The sequence below is a fragment of the Flavobacterium keumense genome (assembly GCF_029866485.1).
Lineage (GTDB): Bacteria > Bacteroidota > Bacteroidia > Flavobacteriales > Flavobacteriaceae > Flavobacterium > Flavobacterium keumense.
This window is the reverse complement of sequence record NZ_CP092332.1, coordinates 671,789-688,842: the sequence shown is the minus strand read 5'-3', so window position 1 is coordinate 688,842 and position 17,054 is coordinate 671,789. Positions and strand designations below refer to the sequence as shown.

At 35.0% G+C, this 17,054-nt stretch carries 14 protein-coding genes and 1 tRNA gene; 6 read left to right on the top strand and 9 right to left on the bottom strand.

Features of this window, described 5'->3' with window-relative positions:
- The 5 genes from purD to MG292_RS02955 form a co-directional block, all read right to left on the bottom strand.
- Positions 1–1,275 carry a phosphoribosylamine--glycine ligase gene (purD, locus tag MG292_RS02975; protein ID WP_264534178.1) on the bottom strand — a complete coding sequence of 425 codons (1,275 nt, stop codon included), beginning with the start codon at positions 1,273–1,275 and terminating at the stop codon, positions 1–3.
- Between the two features lie 218 nt (positions 1,276–1,493).
- On the bottom strand, positions 1,494–2,477 hold the full coding sequence (locus MG292_RS02970; RefSeq protein ID WP_229317992.1) for a UDP-glucuronic acid decarboxylase family protein: 984 nt from the start codon (positions 2,475–2,477) through the stop codon (positions 1,494–1,496).
- 17 nt (positions 2,478–2,494) lie between these two features.
- Complete coding sequence (locus MG292_RS02965; protein WP_264534179.1) at positions 2,495–4,174, bottom strand: DUF6909 family protein; 1,680 nt, start codon at positions 4,172–4,174, stop codon at positions 2,495–2,497.
- A 35-nt stretch (positions 4,175–4,209) separates the two neighbouring features.
- A complete protein-coding gene (locus MG292_RS02960; RefSeq protein ID WP_264534180.1) occupies positions 4,210–5,697 on the bottom strand; it encodes a GH3 auxin-responsive promoter family protein in 1,488 nt (495 codons plus the stop codon).
- 9 nt (positions 5,698–5,706) lie between these two features.
- Positions 5,707–6,195 carry a peptidase gene (locus MG292_RS02955; RefSeq protein ID WP_264534181.1) on the bottom strand — a complete coding sequence of 163 codons (489 nt, stop codon included), beginning with the start codon at positions 6,193–6,195 and terminating at the stop codon, positions 5,707–5,709.
- Positions 6,196–6,410: 215 nt separating this feature from the next.
- Here MG292_RS02955 and MG292_RS02950 point away from each other — a divergent pair, with 215 nt between their 5' ends.
- Positions 6,411–6,590, top strand: a complete 180-nt coding sequence (locus MG292_RS02950) for a Sec-independent protein translocase subunit TatA/TatB (RefSeq protein ID WP_264534182.1) — start codon at positions 6,411–6,413, stop codon at positions 6,588–6,590.
- Positions 6,591–6,659: 69 nt separating this feature from the next.
- Here the strand turns inward: MG292_RS02950 and MG292_RS02945 are convergent, their stop codons facing one another.
- A complete protein-coding gene (locus tag MG292_RS02945; RefSeq protein WP_264534183.1) occupies positions 6,660–8,783 on the bottom strand; it encodes a Tex family protein in 2,124 nt (707 codons plus the stop codon).
- A 57-nt stretch (positions 8,784–8,840) separates the two neighbouring features.
- Here MG292_RS02945 and MG292_RS11360 point away from each other — a divergent pair, with 57 nt between their 5' ends.
- A complete protein-coding gene (locus MG292_RS11360; RefSeq protein ID WP_413614220.1) occupies positions 8,841–9,158 on the top strand; it encodes a DUF1294 domain-containing protein in 318 nt (105 codons plus the stop codon).
- Here MG292_RS11360 and rpiB read toward each other — a convergent pair.
- The gene (rpiB, locus tag MG292_RS02940; RefSeq protein ID WP_264534184.1) at positions 9,100–9,531 is read right to left on the bottom strand and encodes a ribose 5-phosphate isomerase B; all 432 of its coding nucleotides are present in this window, start codon (positions 9,529–9,531) and stop codon (positions 9,100–9,102) included. The two genes, MG292_RS11360 and rpiB, sit on opposite strands and share 59 nt — an antisense overlap.
- Before the next feature lie 803 nt (positions 9,532–10,334).
- Here rpiB and rnr point away from each other — a divergent pair.
- From rnr to MG292_RS02925, 3 genes are read left to right on the top strand one after another with little or no spacing between them, the layout of a single operon-like run.
- The gene (gene rnr, locus MG292_RS02935) at positions 10,335–12,515 is read left to right on the top strand and encodes a ribonuclease R (protein WP_264534185.1); all 2,181 of its coding nucleotides are present in this window, start codon (positions 10,335–10,337) and stop codon (positions 12,513–12,515) included.
- A 21-nt stretch (positions 12,516–12,536) separates the two neighbouring features.
- Entirely contained in the window at positions 12,537–13,202 is a 666-nt protein-coding gene (locus MG292_RS02930; protein ID WP_264534186.1) for a head GIN domain-containing protein, read from the top strand.
- 25 nt (positions 13,203–13,227) lie between these two features.
- On the top strand, positions 13,228–13,908 hold the full coding sequence (locus tag MG292_RS02925) for a LysE family translocator (protein ID WP_264534187.1): 681 nt from the start codon (positions 13,228–13,230) through the stop codon (positions 13,906–13,908).
- Positions 13,909–14,242: 334 nt separating this feature from the next.
- Here the strand turns inward: MG292_RS02925 and MG292_RS02920 are convergent.
- Together MG292_RS02920 and folB are read right to left on the bottom strand one after the other, a co-directional pair.
- A tRNA-Cys gene (locus tag MG292_RS02920) sits at positions 14,243–14,313 on the bottom strand.
- Between the two features lie 63 nt (positions 14,314–14,376).
- Positions 14,377–14,736, bottom strand: coding sequence for a dihydroneopterin aldolase (folB, locus tag MG292_RS02915; protein WP_264534188.1), 360 nt, complete (start codon positions 14,734–14,736; stop codon positions 14,377–14,379).
- 149 nt (positions 14,737–14,885) lie between these two features.
- Here folB and MG292_RS02910 point away from each other — a divergent pair, with 149 nt between their 5' ends.
- Complete coding sequence (locus MG292_RS02910) at positions 14,886–16,982, top strand: glutamine--tRNA ligase/YqeY domain fusion protein (protein ID WP_264534189.1); 2,097 nt, start codon at positions 14,886–14,888, stop codon at positions 16,980–16,982.
- Positions 16,983–17,054: the final 72 nt, after the last annotated feature.

Here is a 17,054-nt window from a genome sequence, read left to right as displayed (position 1 = left end):
CTACTTTAAGTCGTTTCCAATATCTCTTCTAAAATACATCTTATCAAATTGAAGCTTCGCGATATTTTGATAAGATTTTTTTATGGCCTCTTCAAAGTTATCACCATACGAAGTAACGGTTAATACACGCCCCCCGTTAGACAAGACCTGATTATTTTCTAATTTGGTTCCCGCGTGGAATACAATAGAATCAGTAATGTTTTCTAAACCAGTAATTACTTTCCCTTTTTCAAATTCTTCGGGATAACCACCTGAAACCACCATAATTGTGGTAGCGCTTCTTTCGTCAACCTCCAACGCAATTTGGTCTAGTTTTTCATTGGCTACCGCCAAAAATAATTCCACTAAATCGGTTTTCAATCTTGGAATTACCACTTCGGTTTCTGGATCACCCATGCGTACATTGTATTCAATCACGATTGGCTCTCCTTTTACGTTGATCAAACCAATAAAAACAAATCCTTTGTATGCAATCCCATCTTTTTGAAATCCGTCAATCGTTGGTTTTACAATGCGTGTTTCGATTTTTTCCATCAAAACAGTATCTACAAATGGCACTGGAGAAACAGCTCCCATTCCGCCGGTATTCAAACCGGTATCGCCTTCACCAATGCGTTTGTAATCTTTGGCTGTTGGTAAAATTTTATAGCTTTTTCCATCGGTCAAAACAAAACAGCTTAATTCAATTCCGTCCAAAAATTCTTCGATTACCACTTTGGCACTCGCTGTCCCAAATTTTTGATGTACCAACATATTGCGTAATTCTTCTTTGGCTTCTGCCAAATCTTGAATAATCAACACGCCTTTTCCGGCAGCTAATCCGTCTGCTTTCAATACATACGGCGGCTGTAGCGTTTCTAGAAACTGACATCCTTGTTCTACCGTTTCAGCCGTAAAACTATCATAAGCGGCTGTTGGAATGTTGTGTCTGAATAAAAATTCTTTAGCAAATTCTTTACTTCCTTCTAATTGCGCACCAATAGTGGATGGACCAATCACTGGAATATCTTTTAAGCCGGCATCATTCAAGAAGAAATCGTAAATTCCTTTTACCAATGGATCTTCTGGTCCTACCACAACCATTTCCACTTTTTCTTTTAAGACAAAGTCTTTAATGGCTGGAAAATCCGTTGGGTTGATGTTAATATTGTTAGCTATTGCTGCGGTTCCGGCATTTCCTGGTGCAACAAAAAGGGTGTCGCAAAGCGGACTTTGAATCATTTTCCACGCAAATGCATGCTCTCTTCCGCCTGAACCCAAAAGTAAAATAGTCATGTTGTAGTTGTATTAGTTGTGGCGCAAAAATAATGGCTTTTGAACGGAAAAAATAATTAATTTTTAAAAAGTTGTTGGGACACCCCTTTTCCTGTGAGGTTTCTTAAACCTTGTAGGCATTCAACTAATCTTTAAAACAAAACCTACAAGGTCAAAAAGACCTTGCAGGTTAGATAAGTTTTCCAACAAAAAACCCGCTTCAAAAAGCGGGTTCATTTTTATTTAATATAATTCGAAAAATCTTTGTGTTCCTCTTTTGAGAGTTCTTCTGGCGAAAGGGATTTAAAATACTCATAGGTAATTTTCATTCCTTCGGCTCGCCCTACTTTGGCCTCCCAACCCAATAATTCTTTGGCTTTGCTAATGTCGGGTTGACGTTGTAAAGGGTCGTTAATAGGCAACGGATGATAAACTACTTTTTGATTCGTACCTGTTAATTTGATGATTTCTTCAGCAAAATCTTTGATGGTAATTTCGTCTGGATTTCCAATATTCACTGGATACACATAATCGGAATGCAAAAGTCTATAAATCCCTTCTACTTGATCGTCTACATAACAAAAAGAGCGGGTTTGCATTCCGTCGCCAAAAATGGTTAAATCCTCTCCACGAATGGCTTGACCAATAAAGGCAGGAATAACTCTTCCATCGTTGAGACGCATTCTTGGGCCGTAGGTATTAAAAATTCGAACAATGCGGGTCTCTACACCGTGAAACGTATGATACGCCATGGTAATTGATTCTTGGAAACGTTTGGCTTCGTCATACACCCCTCTCGGGCCAATGGTGTTTACATTACCGTAGTATTCTTCAGTTTGTGGATGTACCAATGGATCGCCGTACACTTCAGAAGTAGATGCAATTAAAATTCGCGCTTTTTTCACGCGCGCCAAGCCTAATAAATTATGTGTTCCTAACGAACCTACTTTCAGGGTTTGAATGGGGATTTTTAAATAGTCTATCGGACTTGCTGGCGAAGCAAAATGCAAAATGTAATCCAACTTTCCTGGAACATGGACAAACTTAGTGATGTCGTGGTGGTAAAATTCGAAGTTTTCAAGCTTAAATAAATGCTCGATATTTTTCAAATCGCCCGTAATCAAATTGTCCATCCCTATAACAAAATAGCCTTCTTTTATAAATCGGTCACAAAGATGCGACCCTAAAAATCCTGCCGCTCCTGTTATAAGTATTCGTTTCATAGAAAATTAGTATTGACTTATTTTACATTAAAAATTTGTTCCAAAATTTTGATCGTAATCAAATAAGTTGGCTTTACTCCTGTCGTTCCCAAACCTCCTGAAGCCAAAGTGCTTCCGGTTTCTAATGGATTATCCGAGGCATAATACGCGTAACGCACTTTGATGTCTTTAGGCACACTTTTTCTAATTCTCGAAGCTGATTGGATGGCTTTTTGATAATATGCGCCCTCCATTTCTAATCCGATTGCTCTCCAAGTTGATTCGTGGAAGAATTTCAATAAATCTCGGTTTTGCAATGAAGTTCCTAAAACCGTAACCATTGGACCGGCAAAAACTGCAATATCATTTCCTTCAAACATCTCAGCCGTTAATTCATTTTCAAAAAAGTAATTATCCGCTGTTCCTTCGTTGATGTGCGCATTCGGAATCATAATATCGCCCTTGCCTCCTTCTAAAATTCCCGCTTTTCCCATAATCGAAATCGACTGGGCATTTAGGAAGGTTTCTTTTTTATACGGCTTGAACAACTCGTCAATCGTTTCATAGGCTTGCTCTCCAAAAGCATAATCCATTACGATAATCACTGGTTTTTCGTCGCCTAAATTAGCTTTAGGGAAAGAGGTTTTGCTCCAATCTATTTTGGCGGTGTCAAAAATCTGAACATCGATGTTTGTTCCTGAAGTGTCTGGCAACGAAATCATTCCTTGCTTCAAAGCCACCGCTTCAACCAAATCACGAACATCATTGGCTCCAGACTTACTCAATTCTTCATAAATAACAAAATCCGATTGGTTTTTGAACTTCGTTTTCAAAGCCGGAACGGCAAAAATGGAATTCATTACCGAGTGCATATTAGCACTAATGACATGAATAGGTCTGCCTAATAAATTATTTTCTTTTAAAACTTCTTTGATATTGGTTGCCCAAATTTCGCCGTGAATATGGTGTCCCAAACGCTCTCTCAAGACTGGGCTGAAAGTGATGGTGCGTTTGTTGTTTTCTACAATTTCTTCAATGGCTAATTTTCCTAACCAATAAATAACGTGCAAGAAACGATCTGGGGAGGTAGCCGAACCGAACGCATCGTAGATGTCTAAAACTTCTTCGAAGGTTCTACCCAAAATATTAGCGGTATGAGAAATTGCTTTCTCTTTCTCAATTTGAGTTAATTTTTTTGTTTGTTTGGCGGCAATTTCTAATTTTTTCCAATCGTGGGATACTTCCCCACCTTCATCTAACAACACTCTGTTTTTAATCTTATGCGATTCGATGAAAATAAAGGTTAAGTGCGTCAAAATATCGTAAATGTCCGAACGTCCACGAGTAATCACTACGTTCATTTGGTCCTCGTCGATGCGGTAGCAATTACGGCGTCTTTTTGGAGGGACAATCGCTTTAAAGTGCGATTTAGAATAGCCTTCTTCTGAAGTTAAGTTAATGAATCGGCATTCTTCAATTCCGATAGGAAGTCGTTCAATAACGTACAAAAGTCCGTTCAATTCAACTTTTTCATCGGCAATGTTTCCGTAAATTTCCGGACGTAACGCTAGTAAAGCTTCTCTTAAAGTATCTCCTGAAACACCCATTGGTTTGTAAAAACCTCTGTTAAATAAATGCCTCATGGTAATGTACAGTCGTTCAATAGCTGCTGACGACTCTTGCGCTCGGGAGCGCGAAATGTTTTTGATTTCTATCATCTTTATTTATTTTTTAACCTGCAAAGATAACGGATTTATTTTGAGTTTAACGCATCTGCGATTTTTCTGTCGTTAGCTAAACGAGGAATTTTGTTCTGACCCCCTAGTTTTCCTATTGATTTCATATAGTCTTGAAATCCGTTTTTTGGCACTTTTGTAATTACCAATGGGCGCAAGACGTTGCCCACAATTAAGTCGTCATAATACACGTTTTGTTTGCGCATCGCGATGTCGATTTGTAACGCAAATTCATCTAGGTTTTCAGGTTCGTTTTCGAATTCAATCAACCATTCATGATACGGCAGTCCTTCGGCAGGGTTGATTTGTGGAGCAACGGTAAACTCATTCACGCGAGTTGAACTCCCTTTCATAGCTTCTTGCAAAGCACTTTCTACTTCTTTACCAATCACGTGTTCGCCAAAAGCGGAAATGTAATGTTTGATACGGCCTGAAACTATCACTCGATACGGTTGTAAACTCGTAAACTGAACGGTATCACCAATGTTATACCCCCAAAGTCCAGCGTTTGTTGACAAAATCAAAACGTAATTCACGCCTAATTCTACTTCGCCAATGGTATACCGACGCGGATTTTTATTTAAGAATTCGTCACTCTTAATGAATTCATAGAAAATTCCCGAATTCAACAACAGCAACATGCCTTTTTCCTTCTGACTATCTTGGTAAGCAAAAAATCCTTCCGAGGCTGGAAATAGCTCAATTGAATCCACTTTTCGATCGATTAAATTTTCGAATTTGGCACGATAGGGTTCGTAATTGACTCCGCCGTAAATGAACAAATTAAAGTTTTTAAAGATTTCGCCAACAGGCTTGCCTCCTTTTTGCTGCAATTTTTCAAAATACATTTGAACCCAAGACGGAATTCCTGAAATCACCGCCATATTTTCGTTGAACGTTTCTTCAACAATAGCGTTGACTTTGGTTTCCCAATCCTCAATGCAATTGGTTTCCCAAGATGGCATGCGATTTTTTTGTAAATATTTCGGAACAAAATGCGCGACAATTCCAGACAAACGCCCCAATTTTATTCCGTTTTTTTCTTCTAGAATAGGGCTTCCTTGCAGGAAAATCATTTTACCATCCACAAAATCAGCGTTTCCTGTTTCGTGAATGTAATGCAAAATGGCATTGCGAGCCGCCTCGATATGGTACGGCATGGATTCCTTAGTCAACGGAATGTATTTTGCTCCCGAGGTTGTCCCCGAAGTTTTAGCAAAATAAAGCGGTTTTCCTTTCCAAAGCACGTTCTCCTCCCCTTTTACTACTCGCTCCACATACGGTTTCAATTCTTCATAATCGCGAACCGGAACGTGTTGAGCAAAATCGGCAGGGGTTTGTATTTGGTCAAAATGATGGTCTCGTCCAAATTGCGTGTCTTTCGCTTGACGAATTAATTTTTGGAACACCTTGTTTTGGGTTTCCACAGGATTTGTAGCCCAAGCCTGTGTGTTTTTCACCACTTGGCGTGCAAATAATCGAGCCGCAATAGATTTTATGGACATTGTGTAAATTTATTTGTTCTTTTTAGACGCTTGTTGCTCTTCTTTAGTTACTCGTTTTCGTAATTCTAGTTCTTCTTTTGAAGCGGATAAATTACCTTCTGCTGGAGCTTCTTCCACCGAAGAAAGGATAGAGTCTTTATTGAATTTAGCATACTCTAACTCGCCTGTCAACACTTTTTTAAGTGATTTGATGTAGGCTTCATTTTGTTCCAAAGCCTGAGTCAAAGAATCTGATTTTAGGGCTAATTCGGTAGCATCACGTTTTAATTGTGAAGAAGAATATCCCGGAATAAATTCCCGTAAAGGAGTAAAAGCAATGATAAAAGTGGTCACAAAAATGATGAAAATAGCGCTCAAACTTACCACCACAAAAACATTCATCAAAGTGAGTTTTAGCGAAAAGGTTTCCTCAAAAGTATCTTCGTTTAAAATGATTAAACGCCTTTTGTTGAACAGGTTTTCTTTTAATTGCTGTCTTTTTAATCCCTTTTTAGACATTTTTTTTGGTTTATTGAACAAATATAAACAATTATTAGCTTTGGTACTAGGGCGTAATTTTAGAAGAACAAAGACTACAAAATCACATTTTAATAGAATTTTAACGCTTTTAAAACCAAATAAATGATTAAAAAAGAATTGCCATTCACTAATTCTATATACATTTGTACTTCATTGTTAAACAAATTTGCTACGGCATATAAAATATCTTAGTTATGGGAAGATTTGGTGTTACGGAATTACTTGTTATTGGAGCATTTATTTTATTGCTTTTTGGAGGTAAAAAAATTCCAGAATTGATGAAAGGTTTAGGAAGCGGAATTAAAGAATTTAAAAACGCTGCCAAAGACGATTCATCAGATAAAAAAGAAGACTCAAGCCAAAAAGGCGAATAGGCGAAGCAAACAAAAGAGTAATTCTTTATATTTAAAATAAAAACCCAAGTTACAACTTGGGTTTTTGTTTTATAAAATCATCGTCAATTGAATTCGTTTGCGGTCTTCATCCACTTCAGTTACTTTTACCTCTACGTGTTGGTGTAATTTTACCACCTCATTCACATCGCTCACAAAACCCGCTTTCAGTTGGGAAATATGAACCAAACCGCTTTCTTTAATTCCAATATCTACGAAACAACCAAAATTGGTAATGTTATTCACAATCCCTGGTAAAATCATGCCTGATTTCAGGTCTTTTATGGATTTAACATTCGGGTCAAACTCAAATATTTTAGCCGATTTTCTTGGGTCTAACCCTGGTTTTTCTAGCTCTTTTAAAATGTCTTTTAAAGTCAACAAACCAATTTCTGGCGTAGTATAATTTTCAGCTTTGATTAAAGCTGTTTTGTCTTTGTTGCCAATTAATTCATGTACCGAAAGCTTCAAATCTTTAGCCATTTTTTCTACAATTGGATAGGCTTCAGGATGCACCGCCGAGTTGTCCAGCGGATTTTTTCCTTCTTTAATTCGGATAAAGGCCGCGCCTTGTTGGAACGCTTTATCACCCAGTCGAGGCACTTTTTTCAGTTGTTTTCGGTCGTCAAACGGACCATTTTCTGAACGGTATTGGACTATATTTTCGGCCAACTTCTCTCCTATTCCACTCACATAACTCAATAAATGCTTGCTAGCCGTATTGATATTGATTCCCACCGAGTTGACACAACGAATCACGGTAGCATCTAATTCTTCTTTTAGTTTGTTTTGATCCACATCGTGTTGGTATTGGCCTACGCCAATGGCTTTTGGATCGATTTTTACCAATTCGGCTAAAGGATCGCTCAATCGTCGCCCAATAGAAACAGAACCACGAACGGTAACATCATAATTAGGAAATTCTTCTCGGGCAATTTTTGATGCGGAATAGACCGAAGCGCCCGCCTCTGAAACCACAAAAACCTGAACTTCTTTATCGAAAGCAATTTTTTTGACAAAAAATTCCGTTTCGCGGGAAGCGGTTCCGTTACCAATGGCAATGGCATCAATTTTATACGAATTAACCATTGAACGGATTTTTTTCATAGCCATAGCGTCTTCGTTTTGAGGCGCATGCGGGTAAATCGTTTCGTTGTACAACAAATCGCCTTTTTCGTCCAAACAAACTACTTTACAACCCGAACGATAACCGGGATCAATCGCTAAAATGCGTTTTTCGCCCAAAGGAGGCGCTAACAAAAGTTGACTTAAATTGGTCGCAAAAACCTGAATAGAATTGGCATCAGCTTTAGCTTTAGCTTCTTGCAAGGTTTCATTGGCAATCGCGGGAAGTAACAACCGTTTATAACTGTCTTCAATGGCTAATTGAATGTGGGGAGTGGTATCGTTTTGACGTTTCAAAATCAATTCGTCAATGATATCATACGCCTCGTCAATATCCACTTCAATTTTTAACTTAACAAAACCTTCATTTTCGGCACGCAACATCGCCATTAATCGATGGGGTGGTGTTTTACTCAAGAGCTCTGACCAATCAAAATATTGCGAAAATTTTTGTGCAGCTTCGTCGTCTTTTTTAATTTTTATCACCTTAGTCGTAATAGTTGCTTTTCGATGAAACAAGCGACGCAACTGTTGACGAACGTGAATATTTTCATTAATCCATTCTGCAATAATATCACGAGCGCCTTGCAAAGCGGCTTCTTCGTTAATCACATTATCATTGATGTATTGGGTCGAAATAAAGTCAATATCATCATTATTTTGCGCCATAATTATTTTAGCCAATGGCTCCAAACCGTTCTCGCGCGCCACATCAGCCTTGGTTTTTTTCTTCTTTTTGAAAGGCAAATACAAATCTTCTAACTCTTGCAAATCAAAACTATCTTGAATTTTTTTAGCTAATTCAGGCGAAAGTTGCCCTTGCTCCTCGATAGTTTTAAGCATGCTTTCTTTTCGTTTGATTAACTCATCGTATTGCTTGTTCAATTTAGCAATTTGTTCAATTACTACCTCGTCTAGATTACCCGTTTGGTCTTTTCGATATCGAGAAATAAACGGAATCGTACAATCTTCGTTCAATAATTGAACTGTTTTTTGAATATTAACGGGGGCTGTAGCCACCGATTTTGCGATGAATTGAATGTTGGTCATGAAGTAAAAATATATTGTAACACGAAAATAATATCTTTACCCCACATATCTACTCTCATGCTGCTTTTATATTATTATTTTTTAACCATTTCTGTTTTGAGCTTCATTCTGGTAGGTTGCGATAAATATTTAGCCCGAAACAAAAAACGAAGAGTCTCCGAAAACACTTTACTTTTCTGGGCTTTTTTAGGAGGGAGTCTGGGTGTCGGAATGGGAATGTGGGGATTTAAACACAAAACTTCCAAAAGAAATTTCCTTTGGAAGTTTTATGGAGTTCTTATTATTCAACTAATCTTCTTAGTTGTAATTTATTATTTTATTGACAAGCAATTTTATTCACGCGGTTTTGGTGTCTTCCGCCTTCAAATTCAGTAGATAAAAAAGTTTCAACCATTTCTACGGCTTGCGGAATAGAAGTATAACGAGCAGGAATACTAATTACATTTGCGTCATTATGTAAACGAGCCAAAGCAGCAATTTCTTTCATCCAACATAAAGCGGCGCGCACTTTTTGATGTTTATTCACCGTCATCGCAATTCCGTTACCACTACCGCAAATCACAATGCCAAAATCAGCTTTTCCTTCTTCTACATCTTGAGCGACTGGATGCGCTAAATCAGGATAATCTACTGCATCAAAAGAATCGGTTCCATAATTAGTGATTTGGTGACCTTTTGCCTCAAGCATAGCTACAATTGCTTTTTTATACTCTGGACCAGCGTGGTCGTTTCCTATTGAAATTCTCATTGTTAATTGTGTGTTTAATTTGTGTTCAAAAATAGGGAAAGATTTCGAGTTAGAATTTATAAATAGATGGGTTTCTTTGTTTCTTTATTAACTAAAAACTAATTTTTTTAAAGAGTGCTGTAACTGTCAATTTAACAAAGTATTACTAAAAAATTAATTTGTAACAATTTAGAAATCAACTATTTTTTTACATCAAAAATGTTAAAATTTTGAATTGTTAACAGCAAAATGCAATTAGTTGATTTTCAGAGAATATTAAATTAACATACTTTGTTAATAACTAAAAATAGAAAATAAGAAGTTTTTAATCTTTGAAAAGAAAAAATTTATAATCAAAAACTGGATTTAAAAATCCTAATTTAGTTTCTATAATTTTTAGAAAAGTTATGAAAAACAAAAACATCTTTATTAACAAATTTTAAAAATTTACTTATCTACAAAATGAATGTTTTTTAGGTTATCAACTGTTGTTAATTAAAATCAAGAATGTCTTTATTTTTAAATATTTAACCGCGAAAAAAGGTGTTAACAACTAAAAATAACTACTTACAACTTCATTTCAAATACGTTTTAAAAAAATTTATACTAACTATTAACACGCTATAATAACCATCAAAAAATAAATTTTAATTTTCTTTTCTTTTTGATATTTTAAATAGATGTTGACAACTTTGAAGTTTTAAAAAATATATTTTTTAAGGATAATTAATCTTTTACTAAAAGTTATATTTTTAATAAATCTGAGTCTTTAAAAAGGTATTCTGATATCTTATTTGTAATTTTAGACTTTTAAGAAAAGAAATATGGGAAAGCGTTTAAGAAAACCGCTCAAAAAAGAGAAGACTTACTCTGAAAAAATTGTAAAAATACTGTCTCAAAATGCTAATAAAGTATTTAATTACAAGCAAATAGCCGCTAAATTAGATTTAGACGATACTCAAAGTAGAAATCAAATTATAAAAGATTTAAAAATTTTAGCAGCTAAAAAAACAATTATCGAATCAGAACCTGGAAAATATTTAATTAAGGCGGTTAGTCAAGATTATTACGAAGGTACAATTGATATGACCAGCCGTAAAACTGCTTATTTTATTTGTCCAGATTTAGAAGAAGATGTTTTTATTCCAACTAATAATTTAAATAGAGCTTTAGATAAGGATACGGTAAAAGTGTATGTTTATAACCGTAGAAAAGGACGTCGACCAGAAGGAGAAGTGATTGAAGTAATTGAACGAAATAAAACCGATTTTGTTGGGGTTATTGATATTCAAAAAAACTTTTCTTTTGTTGCTACTGCCAATCCAAAAATGTACACTGATATTTTTATTCCAAAAGACAAAATAGGAGAGGCGGAGCAAGGTGATGTGGTGTTGGTTCATATTGAAGATTGGCCTAAAAGAGCCGATAGTCCTTTTGGAAAAGTAATAAAAGTGCTTGGAAAACCAGGAGAACATGATACAGAAATTCACGCTATTTTAGCTGAATATGGTTTACCGTCTGAATTTCCTATTGAAGTAGAAACCTATGCGCAAAAAATAGACACTACAATTCACGAAAGCGAAATAGCCAAGCGTCGGGATATGCGCGATACTTTAACTTTTACTATCGATCCAAAAGACGCTAAAGATTTTGATGATGCGTTGTCTTTCAAAAAGTTAGAGAATGGAAATTATGAAATTGGAATTCATATTGCCGATGTTTCTTTTTATTTAGAAGAAGGTACTATTTTAGATGACGAAGCTTATCAAAGAGCTACTTCGGTATATTTAGTAGATCGAGTAGTACCAATGCTTCCTGAAGTATTGTCAAATTATGCTTGTTCTTTACGTCCACACGAAGAAAAATACACTTTTTCTGCGGTATTTGAAATCAATGAAAAAGCGCAAGTAGTTAATCAATGGTTTGGAAGAACTGTAATTTTTTCTGACCAACGTTTTGCTTACGAAGAAGCCCAATATATTATTGAAACCAAAGAGCATACTATTCCGCAAGAAATCTCGATTACAGGCGCACCGTATCAAGTTTCAAAGGAAATTGTTGATGCTACACTGAAATTAGATGCATTGGCTAAAATTTTGCGTAGAAATAGAATGAATGAAGGCGCTATTTCTTTTGATAAAGTGGAAGTAAAATTCAACTTAGATCAAGAAGGAGAACCTGCTGGAGTGTATTTCAAAATCTCCAAAGATGCTAATCATTTGATTGAAGAATTCATGCTTTTAGCCAATAGAAAAGTGGCTGAATTTATTGGTAAACAAAAGAAAACTTTCGTATACCGTATTCACGATGAGCCTAATGAAGATAAATTAATTGCAATGCAAACTGTTATTGCTAAGTTTGGCTATAAAATCGACTTTAGAAACAAAGGTGATATCTCTAAATCGTTGAATAATTTATTGAGTGAAGTTGTAGGTAAAAAAGAGCAAAACTTAATTGATACTTTAACTATTCGTAGTATGAGTAAAGCAAAATATTCTACGGATAATATTGGTCATTACGGATTAGCTTTTGATTATTATTCCCATTTTACTTCACCTATTCGTAGGTATCCAGATGTAATGGTGCATCGTTTGTTGCAGTATTATTTAGATGGTGGAAAATCAGTAGATGAAGAAACTTACGAATCCAAATGTTTACATTCGTCTACTATGGAAGGTTTAGCTACGAATGCAGAGCGAGATTCTATTAAATACATGCAGGTTAAATACATGCAAAATCACCAAGATCAAGAGTTTTTAGGGGTAATTTCTGGAGTAACCGAATGGGGTATTTATGTCGAAATTATCGAAAATAAATGCGAAGGTATGGTTCGAATTAGAGATATTAAAGAGGATTATTATACTTTTGACGAAAAACAATACGCTTTAGTTGGTGCTACTTCTCATGGTTTATTACAACTAGGAGATGAGATTTTTGTAAAAGTTAAAAATGCCGATTTAGTTAAAAAACAATTGGATTTTCACTTTATCAGAAGAAACGAATAAGTTTATTTTAAAAAAAGTATTATGAAAAAATTACTATGTAGTCTATTATTAATCAGTTCATTAACCTATTCTCAAACTGAGAAAAAAGTAGGTGATTTTCATAAAGTAACTGCTTTTGACCAAATAACAGTGGAGTTAATTGCTTCAGAAGAGAATAGAATTGAACTTTCAGGGATTAATTCAAATGAGGTAGAAGTAGTCAATAGAAATGGGGAGTTAAAATTGAGAATGCCATTGACTAAATTATTGAAAGGAAATCAAGTAAAAGCTAAAGTATATTATACTGATTTAGATGCAGTTGAAGCTAATGAAGGTGCTCAAATTTCGAGTGAAGCTGTTTTTAAAGGAACCACTTTTAATATTATTGCAAAAGAAGGCGCTAAAATTGATGTTCGTTTAGAAGTGTCAAAATTAAATGTAAAAATTATAAGTGGAGGTATAGTCAACACAGAAGGAATTGCTAAAAATCAAGATATTTTAGTATCAGCTGGTGCACTATATGAGGGTAAAGAATTAACTACTGAACAAACTGTAGTTAGTATCAATGCAGGGGGTGAAGCCACTGTTTTTGCTACAGAATTAGTAGATGCTAAAGTAAGAGCAGGAGGTGATATTACTGTGTATGGAAAACCAAAACAAGTCAATCAAAAAACAGTTATTGGTGGACGAATTGAAATAATAAAATAAGTAGTTTAAACCCAAATCTATGCTAATGATAAATGATATTTTAACTGGATTACCCTGGGGAATTTTCCTCAGTTTTATGATAGGTCCTGTATTTTTTATTTTAATAGAAACCAGTATAACCAAAGGATTTCGAGCTGCTTTAGCTTTTGATTTAGGAGTGGTTTTAGGTGATATTTTCTTTATTGGAGTAGCTTATTTAGGGAGTTATCGTTTGATTTCAAGTTTAAAAGATAAACCCGCTTTATTTATTTTTGGAGGAATTGTAATGGTAGCTTACGGAATAATTTCGTTTGTTAAATTAAAAAAACAAGCTAAAATTCAATACGAAGCTATTGATGACGAAATCATTAAAAAAAATTACGGAAGTCTTTTAGCAAAAGGATTTTTCTTGAATATTATTAATATTGGAGTGCTAGGATTTTGGTTAGCTATTATCATTTCTGTAGGGCCAAAATTAGAAATGCAAACTCCTAGAATGATGACTTTTTTCACCTCAGTAATTGTAACGTATTTACTGGTAGATTGCTTAAAAATTGTTTTGGCCAAGCAGTTAAAATCAAAATTAACACCCACTAATATCCTTAAAATTAAAAAAGCAATTAGTATTGTTTTAATTGTTTTTGGTGTGATTTTAATTTCGCAAGGTTGGTTTCCAAAAGAAAAAGAAATGGTTAAAAATGCTTGGGAGAAGATTGAGGAAAGATAAATATTTAAACTTCTAAATAGACTATAGGTTTTGATTGTATTTTGTCCCTATAATTCAGGAGAACTGGAGTAGCATCTTAACTTTATCTAATTTTTAAATTACTTCGTACCTCGCAATTAAGTAAAAAAAAGAGACACATCGCTGTCCTTTTTGAGAGTTATCGTCCGGATTCAAACTATAATTTTATTTAATTTTTTCTAAAAATTAATCATAAAAAAACCTCCAAGTTTCCTTAAGGTTCTTGAGGCATCGTCTGGATTCGAACTATAATTTTACTTAATTTTTTTTAAAAATTTAAACAAAAAAAAGAGACACATTGCTGTATCTCTTCTTGAGGCATCGTCCGGATTCGAACCGGAGTAGGAGCTTTTGCAGAGCCCAGCCTAGCCGCTCGGCCACGACGCCAATTGTTTATTGGGTGGCAAAGATAACAAAAAGTTTATACTTTACAATAGCCCCTTTTACAAATTAAGTTCTGTATTCTTCCATTTCAATGGTAACTGCTTCAACGTCACCACCAATAGGCGGATTTAATTTTGAAACCCCAATTTTAATTCGGGAAACAGATGGTGCTTCTGCAAAAACACGAACAATAATACGATGTGCAACATGTTCTAATAAATCAGAACGAACCGCCATTTCTTCAACCACAATTTGGTTTAAAAGCACATAATCAACCGTATCTGCTAAATCATCTGAAATACACGATTTACGTAAATCGGTTTTTACTTCTAAATCCACGCTATAATCTGACCCAATTTTTCCTTCTTCTACTAAACAACCGTGATACGAAAAAGTGCGAATATTTTTTAGTTTAATAGTTCCCATTGATGTTATTTGCTGGATAAATTTTTATCGTTTTAAAAGGATAAAAGTACAAAATGTTTTGTTTTTTTAGTTGTAAAGCCGAATAAACCACCTTATATATCGACGAATCACCAACAAATTTGATAACTTTGCTTTTCAAAATTTTTAAAATGGCATCAGAAGAAAAATCATTGCATTTCATTGAACAAATTATAGAAGATAATTTAGCCTCTGGTTTTCCGCAGGATCAATTGCGTTTTCGCTTTCCACCGGAGCCAAATGGGTATTTACACATTGGTCACGCTAAATCAATTTGTTTGAATTTTGGTTTGGGTTTAAAGTACAATGCGCCAGTAAATTTGCGTTTTGACGATACTAATCCAGCCAAAGAAGAGCAAGAATATGTAGATGCAATTAAAGAAGATTTACAATGGTTAGGATTCAATTGGGCTAATGAACAGTATGCTTCTGACTATTTTCAGCAATTATACGATTGGGCAATTCAATTGATTAAAAACGGAAAAGCTTATGTAGATAGCCAAACTTCAGAAGAAATGGCGGCTCAAAAAGGAACACCCACGCAACCTGGTGTGGATAGTCCGTTTAGAATCCGTTCTGTTGAAGAAAATTTAACCTTATTCGAAGCCATGAAAAACGGCGATTTTCCAGAAGGAACTCACGTTTTACGAGCTAAAATTGACATGGCTTCGACTAATATGTTGATGCGTGACCCGTTGATGTACCGTATTTTACACCGTCATCATCATAGAACGGCTAACGAATGGAAAATCTATCCGATGTACGATTATGCACATGGAGAAAGTGATTATATCGAACAAATTTCACATTCTATTTGTACCTTAGAATTTGTGATGCACCGTGAATTATACAATTGGTTTTTAGACCAAATTTATGATGTTAATAAAGTGCGACCTAATCAATACGAATTTGCACGTTTGAACTTGAATTATACGGTAATGAGTAAAAGAAAACTCTTGCAATTGGTTCAAGAAAATTTTGTAGATGGTTGGGACGACCCAAGAATGCCAACAATTTCAGGATTACGAAGAAGAGGATATACACCCAATTCAATTCGTAAATTCTGTGATATTATTGGTGTTGCCAAAAGAGAAAATGTAATTGATTATTCACTTTTAGAATTTTGCTTACGCGAAGATCTGAATAAAACAGCTCCTCGTGTGATGGCGGTTTTAGATCCTGTAAAAGTGGTCATCACGAATTATCCTGAAGGAAAAGAAGAATGGTTAGATGCTGAAAATAATCAAGAAGACGAAAGCGCTGGTTTTAGAAAAGTACCCTTTTCTAGAGAATTATACATCGAAAGAGAAGACTTTTTAGAAGAAGCTCCTGCTAAGTTTTTCCGTTTGAGTTTAGGTAAAGAAGTCCGATTGAAAAACGCCTACATCATTAAAGGCGAATCTGTGGTGAAAGATGCTAATGGTAACATTACTGAAATTCACGTTTCGTATGACGAAGATAGCCGAAGCGGAAGTGGAAGCGAAGCCAGTCAAAGAAAAGTAGCAGGCACCTTACACTGGGTTTCTATTGCTCACGCCGTAGCAGCCGAAGTACGTTTGTACGATCGTTTATTTATTGACGAAGCTCCCGACAGTCATAAAGAGAAGAATTTCTTAGAGTTTATGAATCCAAATTCGTTGCAAATTACCACTGGATATGTAGAACCAAGTTTAAAATCAGTTCAAGCAGGTGATAAATTTCAGTTCCAACGTTTGGGTTATTTCAATGTGGACAAAGATTCAACGGCCGAAAACTTAGTTTTCAACAAAACCGTAGGATTGAAAGATGCTTGGGAAGAAAAAGGGAAGAAGGAAGAAAATGTATTGATAAATACTCAAAAAGAAATCAATAAATACGTTAAAGAAAAAGACGCTTCTGCTGCCGAAGCCATATTAAAGACGATTATTGATAACATCAAAACTATTGATAATTATAGTTTAGTCAATCAAACGATTTTGAAAAACATCAAAAACGACAATAATTCCTTATTGTTTGCCAATTTGATTTTGGAACATTCAGATAAAGTAAATCCAGCCGATATTGATTCAGAGGCGTTATCAAAATTATATACCATGTCGTTGAAAAGTCAATTGGCTTTAGTTCGAATCGCTGTTTTACAAAACTTGATTCACGACACGATTCATTTAGAAAATTTTAAAACCATGTTATTTGAATTGAAAGCCACTGAAAAAAATGAAACGGTTTTGTCTCTTTTAAATCAAATTTAAAAAAGAATACGGTATCAATTTTATAAATTAAAAACCCACTTACTAGTGGGTTTTGTTATTATAATCGATATT